Below are 18,853 nucleotides of genomic sequence, written 5' to 3'. Positions count from 1 at the left end.
GGAAGACCGCCGTTCCCGGGTGTTCGCGCCGCCGTCAGCTCTGTGCCGCGGAATCCAGCAGCCAGTTGTACCGGAGGCGCAGTGCGCGCTCCACGCTGGCCGTCGCGGCACCGAGCCCGAGCACGACGTTGAGCCAGAACGGCAGCTGGACGGGCGAGGTGAAGGTCCCGAGGCGCTGAGCCACGGGAGGCAGCTGGAAGGCCGCTTCGACGAGCTGCGGAATGAGGAGCAGCGCGGGGACGACCAGCAGGGACAGCGAGAGGACAGCGATCCAACGGCTCAGCGCGGGGCGTTCCCGGTGCAGGTGCGCCCGGCGGCCCTCGCCGGACCTGCGGTCCGGGACGAGTTGGTGGTCGGCCCCCTCCGCGGTGACGTAGTGGCAGCGCTTGAGGCCGAAGTCCGTCGCCGCCACCTCGATCGTGCCGCCCTCGACGGGAAAGGCCGCGGGGAGCTCGGACTCGGCGTGATGCCTGCCGTCGAGGTACAGGTGGGCCTCCCCCTTCCCCTCCTCGGAGAAGAACCGCTTCACGTGGTCGGTGTCGACGGCGTAGACCACCTGCCGTCCGTCAGCGTTCCTCAGCGGAAGATAGAACAGGGAGCGCGAGGTCGGCTGCCACCAGCGGTAAGGCTTCAGTGCGCGGCCGTCACCGGGTTTGACCCGAAGTGCGGCGCGACGCCGTCGCCATTTCTCGAACATCCCAGGATCCCTGTCTTCGCGCGGAGGCTCTTCGATGCCCCACCCCGGCGAGGGCTCGGCGGCGAGGCCCGTATCGAAGGAGAACGTGTGTCGTTCGGGCCCGTACTTCGAACCTAGCCGGGATCCGGGCCGTGACAGAGTGTCACCCGTCATGGGTTTTCTCCGCGTTCCGCAGGGGCCGGGCATGACAGGTGTCATGCGTCGACCACCGATCACCAGGAGGTGCAGCCGTGTCCGTCCGCCGAGTCGTGCCCGACATCCGGTCCGAGGCCATGGAGGAGAGCCGGGGCTTCTACGAACACCTGGGGTTGGAGACCGTGATGGACCTCGGCTGGGTCATGACGCTCGCCTCGCCGTCCAACCCGACGGCGCAGATCACGTTGACCAGCCGGGACGAGTCCGCTCCTGTCGTGCCCGACATGAGTGTGGAGGTGGACGACGTGGACGCCGTCCACGCGGTGATGCTGGAGCGGGGCGCGGAGATCGTGCATCCCCTGCGGGACGAGGAGTGGGGGGTGCGCCGGTTCTTCGTCCGCGACCCCAACGGCCGTGTGGTCAACGTGCTGACCCACCGGTGACCCCGGACGGGCGCCGAAGGGCCCGGGAAAAGTCTCCGCCGGGGTGTCCGGTTCGCGCCCCCGGCTTCGACGTACCGGGTGAGAGCGTCGGAGGGACGCCTCATGTGGGAAGGACAGAGCCATGAAGTACCTGATCATGATGCACGCGACCCAGCAGGACCTCGACATGCTGGAGGGCACGCCGAACCCGGATCCCGCGCGGAACATGAGCCCGGAGCAGGTCCAGGACCTGTACACGTTCATGGAGGAGTACCACAAGAAGCTCGAGGAGTCCGGCGAGCTGGTGGACGCGCAGGGCCTCTCCGCGCCTTCGCACGCGCGCCGGGTGACGCTGCGCGGCGGCTCGACCGTGGTCACCGACGGCCCCTACGCCGAGACCGAGGAGGTCCTGGTCGGCTACACGATCGTGGACTGCGCGAGCTACGACCGGGCCACGGAGATCGCCGCCGACCTGCTCCACCAGGGGTTCGAGGGCGAGTACGTGGACGTGCGGCCGATCTCCGGCGGCATCGAGGACACCGAGGTCTGAACGCGTGCCCGACTGCGGGATCGAGGACCTGTGGCGCGAACTGGCGCCGCAGGTCCTGGGCGCGCTGGTGCGGCGCTACGGCAACTTCGACACCGCCGAGGACGCCGTCCAGGAGGCCCTGCTGGCGGCTGCGGAACAGTGGCCGGAGCAGGGCCCGCCCGAGGACCCCCGCGCCTGGTTGATCACGGTGGCCTCGAGGCGGATGACCGACCTGCTCCGCCGCGACCAGGCCCGCAGGCGCCGGGAGGAGCGGGCCGCGGAGTGGGTGCTGCCCAAGGACCGCGCCGCTCCCCCGGCGGACCGGGCTGGGACACCGCCGGACGACACCCTGGTCCTGCTGTTCCTGTGCTGCCACCCGTCGCTGCCCCGGCCCTCGCAGATCGCGCTGACCCTGCGCGCGGTGGGCGGTCTGGAGACCGCCGAGATCGCGAGGGCCTTCCTGGTGTCCGAGGACACCATGACGCGCAGGATCAGCCGGGCCAAGCAGCGGATCCGGGAGGACGGGCTGACCTTCCGGATGCCGCCCGCCGGTGAGCTGCGCGCCCGCCTGGACTCGGTACTGCACGTGCTCTACCTGGTCTTCACCGAGGGGTACGCGGCCACGTCGGGCCCGCGCCTGCTCCGGGCCGAGCTCTCCGCGGAGGCCGTACGACTCACCCGGCTGCTCCGTCACCTGCTGCCCGAGGACGGGGAGGTGACGGGGCTGTTGGCGCTGATGCTACTCACCGACGCCCGTCGCGCGGCGCGCACCGGCCCCGGCGGGGAGCCGGTGCCGATGGCGGAACAGGACCGGGGACTGTGGGACGCGGAGATGATCGCGGAGGGGGTCGCGCTGGTGGAGGAGGCGCTGTCGCGCGGGGACGCGGGCGCCTACCAGCTCCAGGCCGCCATCGCCGCCCTGCACGACGAAGCGCCCTGTTTCGAGGAGACCGACTGGCCGCAGATCCGGGCGCTGTACGGACTCCTCGCGGAGCTCTCCGACAACCCCGTGGTCTCCCTGAACCACGCCGTCGCGGTGGCGATGGCCGAAGGGCCCGAGGCGGGCCTGCGGCTCCTGGCACACCTGGCGGAGGACGGCCGCATCACCCGGGACCACCGTTTCCACGCGGCCCGCGCCCACCTGGCGGAGCGCTCGGGGGACCGGGAGTCGGCGAGGCGGGGCTACCTGGAGGCCGCCCGGTTGGCGCAGAGCCTGCCGCATCAGAGGTACCTGAACGCCCGGGCGGCCCGACTCGAGGAGACCTGAGCCGGACCGCCCGGGGTCATGGAAAGCGGAGCGGCCGCGGCCTCCGGCGTTCCCGAAGGGCCGAGGCGGTCCTCCCTCCCCGGCCCCGGCACCGGCCCCTGTCCGGTGCCCACGCGCTGTCCCGGTCGGCCGGGTGATCAGGCCGCCCCGTCAGGAGTGTCAGCGCTGGGCCGCGGGCCGCACCACGATCTCGTTGACGTCGACCTCCTCGGGCTGCTCGACGGCGAACGCGATGGCCCGGGCGATCGCCGAGGGCGGGATCGCGTTCGCGCGGTAGGCGACCATCGCCTCGCGTGCCGTGTCGTCGGTGATGGTCTCGGCCAGCTCCGACTCGACCACTCCCGGGGTGACCGTGGTCACCCGCAGCCAGGGTTCGCTCTCCAGGCGCAGGCCCTCGGTGATCGCCCACGCGGCGTACTTCGTGCCGCAGTACACGGCGGCGGTCGGCGACACCTCGTGGGAGCCGATCGAGGCGACCGTGACGACGTGGCCGCCGCGCTGGGCCTCGAACACCGGCAGGGCGGCGGCGATGCCGTGCAGCAGCCCGCGTACGTTGACGTCCAGCATCCGGTTCCACTCGACGGTCCTGAGCGCGGCCAGCGGGGACAGCGGCATGACGCCCGCGTTGTTGACGAGCACGTCCACGCGGCCGTGTTCCTCGGCGGCGCCCTCGACGAAGGCGCGCACGTCGCCCGCGTCCGTCACGTCCAGGGAGCGGGCCCGGGCCCGTCCGCCGGCGGCATCGATGCGCTCGACCAGCGACTTCAGGCGGTCGAGGCGGCGTGCCCCGAGCACCACCGTGCAGCCGCGTTCGGCCAGGTGCAGTGCGGTGGCCTCACCGATACCGCTGGACGCTCCGGTGATGAGCACGATCTTGTCCATCAGGTGTTCTCCTTCTCGGTGCGGCGGGTGAGCACCATGCCCGCGTGGTGCAGGGTGTCGGCGTCGACGAAGTCCCCGTCGGCGCTGAAGCCGGTGTCGTCGACGTAGTCGATGTGGGTGCCGGTGACCGTGTAGCGGCCCGTGTAGGCGCGTTCACGGTTTCCGCGGGCCTCCACGTAGCGGCCCCGCGGCAGTAGTTCGTGGCGGATGCGGCCGTCGGCGGTGACCCACAGGCCGACGTAGGGGTGGTGGTCCGTCATGGTGCTGCTCGTCCCTTTCTCGGAAATCTCCGGTGTGGTAACCACACTCGGCTCACCTCGCGCTCCGGACCAGGCCGGTGTGAGCCTGGGTGCGACGCACCCTCCCTGTCCGGGGCGGCCCGGGGTAGCGTCGCGGTATGACAGCACCGGCCCTGGCCCAGTTCCTGCGAGCCCGCCGCGACGCGACCGCGCCGGAGAGCGTGGGGTTGCGCGGCAACGACCGGCGGCGGGTACCGGGGTTGCGCCGGGAGGAGGTCGCGATGCTCGCCGACGTGAGCGTCGACTACTACGTCCGCCTCGAACAGGGACGCGAGACGGGGCCCTCGGCCCAGGTGCTCGACGCCCTCGCCGACGCCCTGGCCCTGGACGACGACGGGCGCGGTCACCTCTACCGCCTGGCCGGGCTCGCTCCCTGCCCGCGCGCGGACCTGGCCGGCGAGAACGTGGACCCGCACCTGTTGCAGCTGATGGACTCCTGGCCCGGCACACCCGCGCTCGTCGTCAACGCCGCCTACGACGTGCTCGCCCACAACGTGCTCGGCAACGCCCTGTTCAGCGGTTTCACCGTCAGCCGCAACCTGCTGGAGAAGGTGTTCCTGGATCCGGCCTCGCGGAGCTTCCACGCCGACTGGCGGCTCGCCGCGGAGAACTCCGTGGCCGGTATCCGCCTCGCGGAGGGGCGGGCTCCGGAGCACCCGCGCATCCGCGCCGTGATCGACGGCCTGATCGAGGCGAGCCCGGAGTTCGCGCGGCTGTGGGCGCAGAACCGGGCGCGGGGCAAACGCATGGAGGTCAAGGAGTTCGCGCACCCGGCCGTGGGTGGGATGACCCTGCGGATGCACACCTTCGACGTCGCCCAGGCGCCGGGCCAGCAGCTGCTCTGCTACCAGGCGGAGCCGGGGAGCCGCAGCGCCGAGGCGCTGAGGCTGCTGGGCTCGGTCTCGGCGGGGACGTACACGCCGCCCGCTGCCGCCGGGGATCGGGCGGCGGCCGAAGCTCCGTCGGCGGAGAGACGGTCGACCTGACACCGGGTGTCCGGGTGGGAGGTCGTGTGGGCGGCTCGGGACCGGGCGGGGAGGTGCGCGGCTGGGTTCGGGACCGGATGAGGGCGTACCCGGCCGGAGCGAACCCTCGAAAAACGACCCTTAATTCATCCCATCATTCCATAATCGGTCTTTTCGAGTGGCTGATCACGGCAGCGGCGGAACATAACAAAACGGTCAATGAATCCTGCCGTTCTCCGGTCTGGACCAGCACTCGGCATTCAGCGCTCCCCTTCCCCCCGATCCCTTGACCTGCAAGGGATCGGGCCCGATGAGCGCCACAGTGTCATCACTGATGACACAGCGCTCTCGCCCTAGTGTTGAACACGGGGCAAAAGTAAAGCTTCGTGACCTGTGCCTCAGATGACACTTTTTGGGCCTAGTATCCCGAAAGTGAAGTTCCGCTAAACGTCGGCCATAGGCGCGCTAAACCCGCCGCCTCCGGCGAGGGCAGGAACCTCGTCCCACCATTTCCGTCCGACGGAGCAGACACGGCCGCCCACAAGGAGGCCGTGCGGTCCCCAGCGCCCGACCACCGGGCCGCGGAACCGCCCTGACCGTCATGTCCGGCCGAAAGGTGCGCTACATGCACAGCGCTGACGCCGTCCCCCAGGAAGGGGGCATCGGCAGTTCCATCGAGAACGCCGTCGATGTCGTCTTCAATCCCATCGCCACCGCGCTCAGCAACATGGTCTTCGCCGAGGTCACCGTGTTCGGGGCCTCGTTCCCCTGGATCGTCGCCTGGCTCATCGCCGCGGGCGTCGCCTTCACCCTGTACTTCGGGTTCGTCCAGTTCCGGCACCCCCTCACCGCCCTCAGGATCGCCCGCAAGGGCCTGGGCCAGGGCGCTCCGGGCGAGGTCACCCACTTCCAGGCGCTCACCGCGGCCGTCTCCGGCACCGTGGGCCTGGGCAACATCGCGGGTGTGGCCATCGCGGTCACCATCGGCGGCCCCGGCGCGACCTTCTGGATGGTCCTGGCGGGCCTGCTGATGATGGCCGTCAAGTTCGCCGAGTGCACCCTGGGGGTGAGGTACCGGGAGATCGGCCCGGACGGAACGGTCAGCGGCGGCCCCATGAAGTACCTGGCCAAGGGACTGGCAGAGCGCGGAATGGCCGGCGTCGGCAAGGTCCTGGCCTGGATGACCGCGGCGTTCATCCTCATCTTCGCCGTGGCGGGCGGCAACATGTTCCAGGCCAACCAGACCCTGGAGCAGTTGCGGTCGGTCACCGGCGGCGAGGAGGGCCTGCTCGGCGGCAGCACCGGTTCCTTCGTCTTCGGCGTGGTCCTGGCCGTGCTCGTGGGTGTCGTGGTCATCGGCGGCATCAGCAGCATCACCAAGGTCACCAGCAAGCTCGTCCCGAGCATGACGATCGTCTACGTGCTCGCCTGCGCGATCGTCATCGGCACGAACGTCCCCATGCTGCCCGACGCGGTCGGCCAGATCATCAGCGGCGCGTTCTCCCCGACCGGTGTCGCGGGCGGCGCCCTGGGCGCCATGGTCATCGGCTTCCAGCGCGCGGCCTTCTCCAACGAGGCCGGTATCGGCTCCTCGCCCATCGCGCACGCCACCGTCAAGACCAACTACCCGGCCAGCGCCGGCCTGGTCGCCATGCTCGGCCCGTTCCTCGACACGGTCGTCATCTGCACCATGACCGCGCTGACCATCGTCATCGCCTCCCCGCAGTCCTGGATCGCCGCGCGTGAGGCGGCCGCCGCGGGCGAGGCCCTGCCCGGCGGCGTGAGCCTGACCTCGGACGCCTTCGGAACCGTCATGCCGTGGTTCCCCTACGTCCTGACCGTCGCGGTCGTGCTGTTCGCCCTGAGCACCGTCATCACCTGGAGCTACTACGGCCTCAAGGGATGGACGCACATCTTCGGCGGCGGGCAGCGCAGCGAGCGCGTCTACCTGGTCATCTACTGCGTGTTCCTGGTCATCGGTTCGGTCCTGACCCTGGGTGCGGTCCTGGACATGGCCGACGCCCTGGTCTTCGCCGCGGCGCTGTTCAACATCATCGGCCTGTACCTGCTGGCCCCGGTCGTCAAGAAGGAGCTGGCCCGCCTGCTCGCCCACCTGCGCGGCGAGGGCGAGAAGGCCCCCGAGGCGTCGGCGGACAAGCCTGAGGGCCCCGCCGAGGAACTGGTCAGGTAGTCACGGCCTCCCCGGTTCACCGCACCACCCTGTGAGAGTGCCCGCCCGGTCCCCGACCGGGCGGGCACCGGTGTTCCCGGTCCGGCCCCGGGCGGTCCCGGGTCCGGTCCGCCGGGATTCCGCCGGAGGCAACAGCCGGCTCCTCAGGGTTTGCGGGCCACTCCGCAGTACTGGTCGACCTCGGTGACCTCGCCGGCCTCGGTCTCCGCGGGGCGCCACAGGGGAGCGGAGACGACCCCGGGCTCCACCAGTTCGAGTCCGTCGAAGAAGTCCTCGATCTCCTTCGGGGAGCGCAGGTGGTAGGGGATCGCCGCGGTCTTGTTCCAGCGGCGTGCGGCTTCGATCATCGGCTCGCTGGTGTCCGTGCCGTCGCACATGGCCAGGAAGCTTCCCGAGGGCAGCGCGTCCACGTAGGCCCGCACCACGGCACAGGCCTGCTCGTGGTCGGGGGTGTGGCCCATCGTGCCCAGGATGGTCAGGGCGATCGGCTGCGAGAAGTCCAGGTGCTCCCCGGCCGCGGACAGCACGGTCCCGGGCCGGTGCAGGTCGGCGTCGACGTAGTGCACCTCGCCCAGGCCGCCCCCGGTCAGCAGGGCGCGGGCGTGGGCCAGCACCATGGGGTCGTTGTCGACATAGACCACTCGGGCGCCCGGCGCCACGGAGTGCGCCACCTCGTGGGTGTTGTTGTGGGTGGGCAGGCCGGTGCCGATGTCCAGGAACTGGCGGACGCCGCGCTCCCGGGCCAGGTAGGTGACGGCTCTGATGAGGAACTGCCGGTCGGCGCGGGCGGCGCCGACCATCTCGGGATAGGCCTGCAGGACGTAGTCGCCGACCTCCCGGTCCACCGCGAAGTTGTCCTTGCCGCCCTGCCAGTAGTTCCACACCCGGGCCGAGTGGGCCTTGGTCGTGTCGATCTCGGGGGGCCGTTCGCTCATGGGGGGTTCGCCTTCCTTCGGGGTGGACGACCGTGTTCTCGCGCCCCGACGGTAGCGGATGGGCCCGCGCCCCGAAGGGATCCGGGAAATCACCCGTTCGGCTCCGACCCGTCTGTGCCCCCGTTGTGGGGGGATTCCGTGCGCTGTACGTTCGCCGGGCCGACCGGGAACGGGCGCGCTCCCACGCGCCGGAGGTCCAAGCACCAGAGACAAGGGTGATCGCTGTGACAGCTTCCGCACGACGACTGGGGGCAACCGCCTCCCTGGGCCTCGCACTCGCGCTGACGGCCTCGGCCGCCTCGGCCGCTCCCGCACCCGCGGAACCGATCCCGGTGCCGGTTCCACAGGTCGAGGGGCCCCTGCCCGGGGAGGCGCCCGGCGACCCCGGCTCCGACCGGATCGAGGACACCTACCCGTTCTTCGCGACCGACGCCGACCTGGACGCCCACGGCTACGTCGAGGAGGAGTTCCTGGTCTCCGGGACCGCCAACCGCTACTCCGACGGCGCGGTGGCCTCCGAGCACCCCTACCTGACCCGGGTGCTGGTGCGCCGCCCCGCCCAGGAGCGCGACTCGAACGCGACCGCCCTGGTCGAGTGGCAGAACGTCACCGCGGGCAACGACCTCGACGCCCTGTGGGTGCCCAGCGCCGACCACATCATGCGCTCGGGCTACACCTGGGTGGGGGTCTCGGCGCAGAACGTCGGCGTCTCGCAGCTGACGGAGTGGAGCCCGGCCCGCTACGGCGACCTGGACGTGACCGACGGCGGAGCGGTCGCCGGCGACCAGCTCTCCTACGACGTGTTCGCGCAGGCCGCCCAGGCACTGCGGGTGCCCGGCGGCGGCCCGCTGGCGGGAGGCCTGGAGTACGAGCAGGTCCTGGCGATCGGCGCCTCGCAGTCGGCCGGCCGGATGACCGCGTACTACGAGCAGGTCCTGCCGTACACCGAACCGGTCTTCGACGGCTACGGGTTCATGGTCGGCCCCGCCCCCGAGGGCGACCGCCCGGAGCCGGTCTTCCAGGTGCTCTCGGAGACCGACGTGGTCGGGACCGTCCCCCGGGAGGACACCGACACCTTCCGTCTGTGGGAGGTCGCCGGTACCGGGCACTCCGGCTGGGAGGGCCGGGCCGCACGGGCGGGCGTGGAGGAACGCGACCTGGGCGGCCAGACCGAGTTCGACTGCACCCTGCCGCCGTTCAGCCGGGCGCCGCTGGGCCAGACGCTGAGCGCCTCCTACGACCACCTGCGGGCCTGGACCGCGCGGGGGACCCTGCCGCCGTCGGCGGAGCCGATCGAACGGTCCGCCTCCGGTGAGGTCCTGCGCGCCGACGACGGGCACGCGCTGGGCGGGATCAGGCTCTCCCAGGTGGAGGTGCCGACCGCGCTGAACACCGGCGAGAACAGCGGGGCCGCCCCCGAGAGCGCGTTCTGCCGCCTCTTCGGCAGCCACGAGCCCTACAGCGAGGCGGAGCTGTCCGAGCGCTATCCGAACCGGGGCTCCTACCTGTCCGAGGTGGTGCGTGCCGAGAAGGAGAACGTGCGCTCGGGCTACGTCACCCGTGAGGACTCGCGGAAGAACTGGCAGGAGGCCCGCGAGGCCGGCATCGGCGGCTGAACCGCCCGGAGGCCGCGGGAGGGGCGACGGCACTTCGGCGCCGCCGCCCCTCCCGCTTCCCGTACCGGCTACCTCGCGGGGAGGATCCTGCCGGTGACCTCGCCGAAGTCGATCCTCGTGCCGTCCGGGCCGGGGGCCGTGGCGGTGATGGTGACCTCGTCGCCGTCCTCGAGGAAGGTGCGCTCGGTGCCGTCGGGCAGCTTGAGCGGTTCCTTGCCGGACCAGGTCAGCTCCAGGAAGCAGCCGCGCTGGGAGGCCTCGGGGCCGCTGACGGTGCCGGAGGCGTACACGTCGCCGGTGCGCAGGGAGGCGCCGTTGACGGTCATGTGCGCGAGCTGCTGCGCGGCGGTCCAGTACATCTGGGAGAACGGCGGCTCCGAGACCAGGTGTCCGTTGAGCCGGACCTCCAGGCGCAGGTCCAGGCCCCAGGGCTGCGAGCCCCGCAGGTAGGGCAGCGGCTCGGGGTCCTGGGCGGGCTGCTCGACGCGGGCGGACTCCAGGGCGCTGACCGGGACGATCCACGGCGAGACCGAGGTGGCGAACGACTTGCCGAGGAACGGGCCGAGCGGCACGTACTCCCAGGCCTGGAGGTCGCGGGAGGACCAGTCGTTGAGCAGGAACACCCCGAACACGTGGTCGGCGAAGTCGTCCACCGCCACGCGCTCGCCCATGGGGCTGGGCGTCCCGACGACGAACCCGACCTCGGCCTCGATGTCCAGGCGGGCCGAGGGGCCGAACACCGGGACGGGCTCGGTCGGGGGCTTGCGCTGGCCGGTGGGGCGGACGATGTCGGTGCCCGAGACCACGATGGTGCCCGAGCGGCCGTGGTAGCCGATGGGCAGGTGCTTCCAGTTGGGGGTGAGCGGCTCCTGCTCGGGGCGGAAGATGCGGCCCACGTTGGTGGCGTGGTGCTCCGAGGCGTAGAAGTCCACGTAGTCGGCGACGGTGAACGGCAGGTGCAGGGTCACCGAGGCGCGGTCCACCAGGTGGGGGCGCACGTCGGCTTCGTGGGCGGGGTCGGTGAGCCAGGTGGTGAGCGCGGCGCGGACCTCGTCCCAGACCGGGCGCCCGGCGGCCAGGAGGCCGTCCAGGTCGGGGCCGGAGACGGCGGCGGCGAAGGGGGCGCCGAGTGCCCGGGCAAGGGCGCCCAGGTCCAGCACGTGGTCGCCGATCGCCACACCCGGGCGGGTGTCGGGGTCGGCCTCGGTGGAGAACACACCGTAGGGCAGGGTGGCCGGGCCGAACTGCGCGTCCGGGGCGATGTCGAGCCAGCTGTCGGGCATGGAGTGGGGCTTTCTGCGAGTGGGCGGGACGGGCGTGTGGTCAGTCGGTGATCGCGCCGAGGACGACCAGGTCGTCCAGGGGTTCGGTGATGCTGCACGTGCCGAAGGAGCGGAAGCCCGAACGGACGCGCCGCACCTGGTCCGGGGTGAGCGCTCCGGCGCGGGCGGCCAGTGCGGGGCCGTCCCGGTCGGCGAGGACCCCGGCGGCGTCGGCGGCACCGCCCCCGGCGAGGAGGGTGTGGGTGGCCAGCAGCACGTTGAGGAAGCCGTGCTGTTCGAAACCCTCGGGGGTGGTGTGGCGCACCGCGTGGTGCAGTCCGGCCGTGCACTTGAAAGGCACTCCGGCGCCGACCGCGGCGGCGAGCATCGAGGCGAGTTCGGGTTCGTCGGGGTGGGCCTCGGCCCTCACCCCGCCGGTGCGGAACTTGGCGTTGGCGCCGGTCCCGGCGAGGGCGGCGATGTCGGCGGCCGCGTTCTCCCCGCGGGTGACCTCCACGTAGCCCTCGGCGTCGGGCGTCCCGCCGGTCCCGGCCGCAAGGGCCTTGACCACAGTGGCGGCGGTGTCGGCGGCCCGCCCGGGGGCGGCCGCGACCTCCACGCCGACCAGGTGCAGCGCGGGGTCGGAGCGCACGGCGTCCACCGCGGCGGCCACGTCGTCGGCCCCGCCGGGGACGGTGACCCCGAGCGCGAGCGGCGCGTGGTCACCGTCCTCACGGGCGAGCACCGTGCGCAGTTCGGCGATGCGGGCGTCCGCCACCAGGAACGGGCCCACGTAGGCGGAGCGCCGGGAGGCCCGGTGCGCCCGGTGGGCGGGCAGCGCCTCGCCCATGGGCGCGTTGCCGGGCGGGAACAGCGCGGCGTCGTCGAACAGGGCCCGGTAGAGGGTGCGGCTGGGCGGTGCGCTCACGCCGTCCCCTCCCCCTTGTTCAGCCGGTCCCGCTGGCCCTTGGCCCAGGTCCAGGCGTAACTGCCGTCGTCGACGGCGGTGCCGCCCTCACCGAGGTCGAGCGGGCGGAAGGTGTCGACCATGACGGCGAGCTCGTCGAAGGCCTGCACGCCCACGCTGCGCTCGTAGGCGCCGGGCTGGGGGCCGTGCGAGTGCCCGCCCGGGTGCAGTGAGATGGAGCCCTGCCCGATCCCCGAACCCTTGCGGGCCTCGTAGTCGCCGCCGCAGTAGAACATGACCTCGTCGGAGTCCACGTTGGAGTGGTAGTAGGGCACCGGGATGGAGGCGGGGTGGTAGTCCACCTTGCGCGGCACGAAGTTGCAGATGACGAAGTTGTGGCCCTCGAACACCTGGTGGACGGGCGGCGGCTGGTGGATGCGGCCGGTGATGGGCTGGAAGTCGTCGACGTTGAACACGTACGGGTACAGGCAGCCGTCCCAGCCCACGACGTCGAAGGGGTGCGTGGGGTAGGTGTAGCGGGTGCCGGAGATACCGCCGGGGCCGTCGCCGCGGTGCTTGATGAGCACGTCCACGTTCTCGCCCTCGACGAGCAGGGGCTCGGAGGGTCCGCGCAGGTCGCGCTCGCAGTAGGGGGCGTGCTCCAGGAGCTGGCCGTAGCGGGACAGGTAGCGCTTGGGCGGGGCGATGTGGCTGTTGGCCTCCACCACGTAGGCGCGCAGCGGTTCGTCGCCGGTGGGCACCCAGCGGTGGGTGGTGGCGCGCGGCAGGATCACGTAGTCGCCGCGGCCGACCTCCAGCAGGCCGAACACCGTCTCCACGCGGGCGGTGCCGGACTCGACGTACACGCACTCGTCGCCGATGCCGTTGCGGTACAGCTGCGAGGGCGCTCCGGCGACCACGTAGGAGATGCGCACGTCGCCGTTGCCCAGGACGAGGCGGCGGGACTCGACGACGTCGGCCGCCTTCCAGTCCTGGCCCTGGAAGAGGTCGTGGAGCCTGAGGTGGCGGGGCACCATCGGGGCGTTGCGCTTCAGGGACTGGTCGGGGACCTCCCACTCGGCGGCGTCGACGATGGCCGAGGGGATGGCCCGGTGGTACAGGAGGGAGGAGTCGGCGGAGAAGCCCTCCTCCCCCATCAGCTCCTCGTAGTACAGGCCGCCGTCGGGGTTGTGGTGCTGGGTGTGGCGGGTGCGGGGCACCTCGCCGATCTTGCGGTAGTACGCCATGTCCGGCTCTTCCTCCTTGGATGTGTCCAGCGGTCTGTGAGAAGCGCGGCTCGGCGCCGCCTCGCCTGTCCGTCCCGGTCCGCGCCGTCGGGGCGCGTCCTGGTCGTTCCTGCCCGGGGCCGGCTAGGCCGGCACGGTGTCGGCCGTGTCGGCCGCCGGGTGGCCCAGGGTGGTGCGGACCGCCGCCCGGACGGCGTCGAGGTCGGTGCCGGGGACGACGGCGGCGACGTGGGCGTCGGGGCGCACGAGCCAGACCTGGCCGGGTTCGGGGGCCAGGGCGCTGTGCAGGGCTCCGGTGGGATCGACGTCGGCCATGTGGAACGTGGTGAGGGGGGCCGGGGTCGCCTCGGTGGCGGCGGCGTGCACCGCGGCGCGCAGGAGTTCGACGTCGGTGCCCTCGGCGGCGGCGCCCACCAGCAGGGTCAGGCCCTCGCGCAGCAGCGGGCGCAACCGGGGCAGGTCGGGGCGGTCGGCCAGGGCCAGGGGTACGTCGGGCATGATCACGCCGGGGCAGGGCGCGGGGGCCCGGCCGCGCGGGGGCCGGCCGCCGAAGGGGCGTTCGGGGCAGGCCGTGGTCAGGGCGGAGTCGGTGTACCAGAACGGTTCGGCCAGGCGCCCGGAGTCCACGTGCGGGTGGGCCAGGGCGTCGGTGACGGCCTGTTCCAGGACGCTGACGCGCCGTTCGCGGGCGGCGTCGTCCTGGGGGACGAGGAAGCGCATGGTGGCGCTGGTGACGTCGGCGTTCTCCAGGGCGGCGGCGTGGCGTTCGGTGTGGTAGCTCTCCAGGAGCTCCTCGCCCGCCCAGCCGTTGCGGACGTAGGCGAGTTTCCAGGCGGCGTTCTCGGCGTCCTGGACCCCGGAGTTGAGCCCGCGGGCGCCGAAGGGCGCGACCAGGTGGGCGTTGTCCCCGGCGAGCAGGATCCGCCCCGAACGCATGCGGTCGGTGACCCGGGTGTGGAAGCGGTACACCGAGTGCCACACGATCTCGTACGGGGTGTCGCCGATGATCTGTCGGATGCGGGCGTCCAGGCGGCCGCTGGACTCCTCGGTTTCGAGGTCGAAGTCGGAGGGGACCTGCCAGTCGATGCGGAAGACCGAGTCGGGGCAGGGGTGGATGAGGACCTGGCGGCCGGGGTTCCACTCGGGGTCGAAGTAGAAGCGGCGTTCGCGTTCCCAGTCGCCGAGGTCGGCGCGGATGTCGCAGATGAGGAAGCGGTCGTCGAAGCTGGTGCCGGAGAAGTCCAGGCCCAGGGCCTTGCGGACGACCCCGCCGTGGGCGCCCATGCAGGACAGGGCGTGGGAGCCGCGCAGGCGCACCGGGCCGCCGGGGGTGGCGCACTCGACGGTGACCCCGTCGGCGTCCTGTTCGATGCCGGTGACCTCGTGGCCCCAGCTGACGTGCACGCCCGCCCGCGCGAGGAGGTCGTCGAGGACCTGTTCGGTGCGGGACTGGGAGAGGTTGACGAAGGAGGGCAGGGACGAGGCGCCCGGGTCCGGCAGGTGCACGCTGAACAGTTCGTGCCCCCGGTAGAAGGTGCGGGCGGTGTCCCAGGTCAGCCCTTCCTCGATGATGCTGCCGCCGCCGAGCCAGTCCCAGACGTCGAGGACGTCGCGCTGTTGGCAGATGGCCTTGGAGCCGACGGCGTCGCGTTCGGGGCGGCCGTCGACGACCAGTACGGGGACCCCGCGGCGGGCCAGCAGCAGGGCGGCGGTCTGGCCGACCGGCCCCGCACCGAGCACCAGGACGGGGTCGGTGGCGGTGTCGGCCGGGGTGCGGGGTGCTGGGGGACGCATGGCGGGCTCCGTTCGTGGGGCGCCCCGTACGGGCGCGGTGGGCGGTGGAGGAGGGACCGTCCCGGGCCCGGGCCGGTCGGCCCCGCGGCGGTTCGGTCCCGGCCGGGTCAGCCCTGCAGCTGGTCCCAGACCTCGCGGTCGCGGTCCGCGGTCCAGATGACCGGGCGCTCGATGCCGCGGAACTCGTCCCACAGGCGCGAGACGTCGAAGGGCAGGCAGTGCTCGAAGATCGGCCAGTGGCCGTAGTCGTCGACCAGGGCGTCGTGGGTGGCGGTGAAGGCCTCCTTGAGGGTGCCGCCGCGCTCGTGGACGGCGCCGACCTCGCGGATCATCACGTCGAGGAAGTTGCGGGTCTGCTCGATGGCGGCGTCGACCTCCTCACGGCCCCGGCTGACGGCGCCGCGGCCGCCGACGAGCATCTCGGCCTCCAGGGCCTTGACGCTGTCGAGGGTGGGCCCGGCCCAGTCCTTGTGGAAGGCGTCGCCGGTGTAGAGGGCGGCCTGGGCCTCGACGAGGTCGCCGGCGAAGAGGATCTTCTGCTTGGGCAGCCAGGCGACGATGTCGCCCTCGGTGTGGCCGCGGCCGAAGTACTCCAGGACCAGTTCGCCTCGGTCGCCGCCGAGGTCGATGGTGGTGCGGTCGGCGAAGGTCTGGGTGGGCCAGGTCAGACCGGGGACGGAGTCGGCGTCCTTGGCCAGGCGGGGCATGCGGCCGAACTCGCTGGCCCAGTCCTCCTTGCCGCGCTCGCGGATGAGTTCGTGGGTCTTCTCGTGGGTGAGGACGACCGTGGCGTCGAAGGCGCTGGCGCCCAGGACGCGGACCGCGTGGTAGTGCGAGAGCACCAGGTAGCGGATGGGCTTGTCGGTGTGCTCGCGGAGCTTGGCGAGCCACTCCTTGGCGGCGGTGGGGGTGGCCAGGGCCTCGAAGGCGACCACGAAGTCCTCACCCTCGATGGCGCCCACGTTGGGGTCGCCCTCCGCGGTGAGTGCGTAGACGCCGTCGGCCAGGACCTCGAGGGTCTGCTCCTTGGCCTCGGTGTCGGCGGATGAGGCGAACGGCTTGGCTGCCATGGTCGAAGGACCCTTCACTCGTCGCGGGCGGCTGCCGCCACCCAAATGATCAAACGTTTGATGAATCTGACCATAACGTGCCCTGCGCCACAGCACCAAGAGGCGTACGACCGCTTGGTGCGTGATGCAGATCACAACACCAGGCTATCCGCTGCCCCCTCGTCCCCCCGGCCGGACATCCCCGCGTGAACATCCCCGCCCGGGCGAGGACAACGGACGGGTCCGCCCGGGGGTCCGCGAAGTAAAGCCAGAGCAAACGCCGGACACACCCCTCGTACTAGGCTGGCTGGCGTGACTCACAACACCGCACCCCCCGACGAGCTCACCTTCTGGTCATTCGTGGACTACGCGGTGCAGAAGGCCGAACGGGAGCTCCCCTCGGTCAACGCCGAGGCCATGCGCATGGTCCTGACCCTCAACCGCGCGACGAGCATGGTCGTCTACGACCTGGAATCCTCCGTCCACCGACCCCGGGGCTGGACCTGGCCCGGGTTCCGCGTGCTGTTCGCGCTCTGGCTGGCCGGCCCCATGGAGGCCAAGACCACCGCCGAGATCTCCGGCATGAGCCGCGCCGCGCTGTCCGCCCTGCTCAACACCCTCGAACGCGACGGACTGCTCAGCCGCCAACGCGCCACACACGACCGCCGGGCCCTCCAGCTCAGCCTCACCGAGGCCGGGTACGGAGCGATCCTGGGCGTCTTCCGGGCCCACAACCGCCGCGAGAGCGCCTGGGCGGAGGCCCTCGAACCCGAGGAGCGCCGCGAACTGGTCCGTCTGCTCAACAAGCTGATGGCCGGTTCCACCGACGCGCAGGCCAAGTTCCGCAGCTGACCCCGCGGCCCCGCCGGGGTGATCCCGCGGCCCCGCCGGAGACAGCCCTCGCAGCAAGTGGTCTGCCCACCCACCGGAATTGGCCCTTGAGCGCGTGATCCGCGCCTGTGAACATCGGGCCATGGACCACACCGGCCGCGCCCGCCTGCGCGAAGCACAGAACCAGTTCTCCGCCGAGAACACCTACCTCAACACCGCCACCCACGGCCTGACCCCGCACGCGTCCCGGACGGCCCTCGAGGCGCACGTCCGCGAGACGGCCGCGGGCCGCTTCTCCGCCGGTGCCGTCGACAGCGTCGTCGACGCCGCCCGGACCTCCTACGCCCGTCTGGTCGGGACCGCCCCCGACCGGGTCGCCGTCGGAACCCACACCTCGCAGTTCGTCGGAACGATCGCCGCGATCCTGCCCGCGGGATCGGAGGTCCTGCTCGCCGAGGGCGAGTTCACCTCGGTGGTCTTCCCGCTCATGGCCAGGCAGGAGCACGGGGTGCGGGTCCGGGAGGTGCCGCTCGACCGCCTGCCCGACGAGGTCGGCCCGGGCACCGCCCTGGTCGCGGTCGCCGCCGTGCAGTCGGCCACCGGGAAGATCGCTCCCGTCGAGGACCTGATCACCGCCTGCGCCGACCACGGAGCCCGGCTCATGCTGGACACCAGTCAGGCGGCGGGCTGGCTGTCCACTCCCCTGGACCGCGTGGACTACGTGGTGTGCAGCACCTACAAGTGGCTGCTGGGCCCCCGAGGGGCGGCCTTCCTCACCGGAACCGGGGAGGCCCTCGCCGAACTCTCCCCCCTGGCCCCCGGCTGGTTCGCGGGAGCCGAACCGTGGAACTCGCTCTACGGCGGGCCCTTGCGCCTGGCCGAGGGGACGCGCCGCCTGGACCTGGCCCCGGTGTGGCCCGCGTGGATCGGCCTGGCCCCCAGCCTGGACCTGCTGAACGAGGTCGGGGTGGCGACGATCCACGCGCACGACGCCGCCCTGGCCGACCGGTTCCGGAGCGCGATGGGGCTGGCGGAGACGGGTTCGGCGATCGTGTCGCTCCCGGTGCCCGAGGGCACCACCGAACGCCTCGCCGAGGCCGGGATCGCCGCGGCCATCCGTGACGGGCGGCTGCGGGTGGGCTTCCACCTGTACAACACCGAGGAGGACGTCGACCGCCTGGTCAAGGTGCTGTCCGGGGGGCGCTGAGGCCCCCGGACACAAACGGCGGGACACCGGCACCGGTGCTGCCGGGGGCGGAGACGGCGGTGCCCGCGGGGGCCGGGCGGACCTGTACCGGCGGCGGGCCCGGCAGGCGGCCGGACGGGAGGACCGGCCGCCGGCCGGCGGATCAGCGGGTCAGCGGGTCAGCCGGTGGGCTCGACGACGAACACGGGGATGAGCCGGTCGGTCTTCTCCTGGTAGTCGGCGTAGGGCGGGTAGGCCGCCACGGCGCGGTCCCACCACCTCTGGCGCTCCTCGCCCTGGACCTCCCGGACGCGGGCGGCGAAGGGTTCGGGCCCGTCCTGGAGCGCGACCTCGTCGGGGGCCGCTCGCAGGTTGTGCACCCAGTCGGGGTCCTGGGGCGCGCCGCCCTGCGACCCGATCACCGCGTACTCGCCCTCGTGCTCGACCCGCATGAGGGCGACCTTGCGGACCTTTCCGCTGTTGCGGCCGCGCATGGTCAGGATGACCACCGGCATGCCGGTGTCCATGAGGGTGTTGGCCTCACGGCCGCCGGATCGCTCGTACTGCTCCACCTGGTCGCGGACGAACTTCGACGAACTCGGTTCGTACTCGCCCTGTAGGACGTCGCTCACGGACATC

18 protein-coding genes are annotated in these 18,853 nt (G+C 72.1%); 8 read left to right on the top strand and 10 right to left on the bottom strand.

The features are described from left to right. Positions 1–34: 34 nt before the first annotated feature. Complete coding sequence (locus D458_RS0108255) at positions 35–697, bottom strand: hypothetical protein (protein ID WP_026119107.1); 663 nt, start codon at positions 695–697, stop codon at positions 35–37. Positions 698–927: 230 nt separating this feature from the next. On the opposite strand from D458_RS0108255, the gene D458_RS0108250 reads away from it, so the two are divergent. From D458_RS0108250 to D458_RS0108240, 3 genes are all read left to right on the top strand, one after another. Beyond that, positions 928–1,275, top strand: a complete 348-nt coding sequence (locus tag D458_RS0108250; RefSeq protein ID WP_017586259.1) for a VOC family protein — start codon at positions 928–930, stop codon at positions 1,273–1,275. Between the two features lie 121 nt (positions 1,276–1,396). Beyond that, positions 1,397–1,804, top strand: a complete 408-nt coding sequence (locus D458_RS0108245; protein ID WP_017586258.1) for a YciI family protein — start codon at positions 1,397–1,399, stop codon at positions 1,802–1,804. Between the two features lie 4 nt (positions 1,805–1,808). Next, positions 1,809–3,050 (top strand): RNA polymerase sigma factor, encoded by a 1,242-nt coding sequence (locus tag D458_RS0108240; protein ID WP_017586257.1) that lies wholly within the window; start codon positions 1,809–1,811, stop codon positions 3,048–3,050. 159 nt (positions 3,051–3,209) lie between these two features. On the opposite strand, the gene D458_RS0108235 is transcribed toward D458_RS0108240, so the two are convergent. Then, positions 3,210–3,932 (bottom strand): SDR family oxidoreductase, encoded by a 723-nt coding sequence (locus D458_RS0108235; protein ID WP_017586256.1) that lies wholly within the window; start codon positions 3,930–3,932, stop codon positions 3,210–3,212. Beyond that, positions 3,932–4,192 carry an Atu4866 domain-containing protein gene (locus tag D458_RS37135; protein ID WP_017586255.1) on the bottom strand — a complete coding sequence of 87 codons (261 nt, stop codon included), beginning with the start codon at positions 4,190–4,192 and terminating at the stop codon, positions 3,932–3,934. The genes D458_RS0108235 and D458_RS37135 overlap by 1 nt, the downstream gene beginning before the upstream one ends. 137 nt (positions 4,193–4,329) lie before the next feature. On the opposite strand from D458_RS37135, the gene D458_RS0108225 reads away from it, so the two are divergent. Further along, entirely contained in the window at positions 4,330–5,217 is an 888-nt protein-coding gene (locus D458_RS0108225; RefSeq protein WP_017586254.1) for an MmyB family transcriptional regulator, read from the top strand. A 604-nt stretch (positions 5,218–5,821) separates the two neighbouring features. Then, complete coding sequence (locus D458_RS0108220; protein WP_040702287.1) at positions 5,822–7,387, top strand: alanine/glycine:cation symporter family protein; 1,566 nt, start codon at positions 5,822–5,824, stop codon at positions 7,385–7,387. Positions 7,388–7,530: 143 nt separating this feature from the next. On the opposite strand, the gene D458_RS0108215 is transcribed toward D458_RS0108220, so the two are convergent. Beyond that, entirely contained in the window at positions 7,531–8,322 is a 792-nt protein-coding gene (locus D458_RS0108215) for an SAM-dependent methyltransferase (protein ID WP_017586252.1), read from the bottom strand. Positions 8,323–8,546: 224 nt separating this feature from the next. Between D458_RS0108215 and D458_RS0108210 the strand changes: the two genes are divergently transcribed. Further along, positions 8,547–9,938: an alpha/beta hydrolase domain-containing protein gene (locus D458_RS0108210; RefSeq protein WP_040702286.1), complete on the top strand. Its 1,392-nt coding sequence runs from the start codon at positions 8,547–8,549 to the stop codon at positions 9,936–9,938. A gap of 68 nt (positions 9,939–10,006) precedes the next feature. On the opposite strand, the gene fahA is transcribed toward D458_RS0108210, so the two are convergent. The 5 genes from fahA to D458_RS0108185 form a co-directional block, all read right to left on the bottom strand. After that, positions 10,007–11,221: a fumarylacetoacetase gene (gene fahA / locus D458_RS0108205; protein ID WP_017586250.1), complete on the bottom strand. Its 1,215-nt coding sequence runs from the start codon at positions 11,219–11,221 to the stop codon at positions 10,007–10,009. Between the two features lie 40 nt (positions 11,222–11,261). Further along, positions 11,262–12,128, bottom strand: a complete 867-nt coding sequence (locus D458_RS0108200; protein WP_017586249.1) for a hypothetical protein — start codon at positions 12,126–12,128, stop codon at positions 11,262–11,264. Then, complete coding sequence (locus tag D458_RS0108195; RefSeq protein WP_017586248.1) at positions 12,125–13,354, bottom strand: homogentisate 1,2-dioxygenase; 1,230 nt, start codon at positions 13,352–13,354, stop codon at positions 12,125–12,127. The genes D458_RS0108200 and D458_RS0108195 overlap by 4 nt, the downstream gene beginning before the upstream one ends. 123 nt (positions 13,355–13,477) lie before the next feature. Beyond that, positions 13,478–15,148: an FAD-dependent monooxygenase gene (locus tag D458_RS0108190; RefSeq protein WP_017586247.1), complete on the bottom strand. Its 1,671-nt coding sequence runs from the start codon at positions 15,146–15,148 to the stop codon at positions 13,478–13,480. A 107-nt stretch (positions 15,149–15,255) separates the two neighbouring features. Beyond that, positions 15,256–16,218 carry an MBL fold metallo-hydrolase gene (locus tag D458_RS0108185; RefSeq protein WP_017586246.1) on the bottom strand — a complete coding sequence of 321 codons (963 nt, stop codon included), beginning with the start codon at positions 16,216–16,218 and terminating at the stop codon, positions 15,256–15,258. Positions 16,219–16,509: 291 nt separating this feature from the next. Here D458_RS0108185 and D458_RS0108180 point away from each other — a divergent pair, with 291 nt between their 5' ends. Together D458_RS0108180 and D458_RS0108175 are read left to right on the top strand one after the other, a co-directional pair. After that, positions 16,510–17,049 (top strand): MarR family winged helix-turn-helix transcriptional regulator, encoded by a 540-nt coding sequence (locus D458_RS0108180; RefSeq protein ID WP_017586245.1) that lies wholly within the window; start codon positions 16,510–16,512, stop codon positions 17,047–17,049. Positions 17,050–17,170: 121 nt separating this feature from the next. Beyond that, positions 17,171–18,235, top strand: a complete 1,065-nt coding sequence (locus tag D458_RS0108175) for an aminotransferase class V-fold PLP-dependent enzyme (RefSeq protein WP_017586244.1) — start codon at positions 17,171–17,173, stop codon at positions 18,233–18,235. Positions 18,236–18,393: 158 nt separating this feature from the next. On the opposite strand, the gene D458_RS0108170 is transcribed toward D458_RS0108175, so the two are convergent. After that, the gene (locus D458_RS0108170) at positions 18,394–18,852 is read right to left on the bottom strand and encodes a nitroreductase family deazaflavin-dependent oxidoreductase (RefSeq protein ID WP_017586243.1); all 459 of its coding nucleotides are present in this window, start codon (positions 18,850–18,852) and stop codon (positions 18,394–18,396) included. Position 18,853 lies beyond the last annotated feature (1 nt).

Source organism: Nocardiopsis ganjiahuensis DSM 45031 (assembly GCF_000341085.1).
GTDB classification, from domain to species: domain Bacteria; phylum Actinomycetota; class Actinomycetes; order Streptosporangiales; family Streptosporangiaceae; genus Nocardiopsis; species Nocardiopsis ganjiahuensis.
This window is presented reverse-complemented; position numbering and strand designations above follow the sequence as displayed.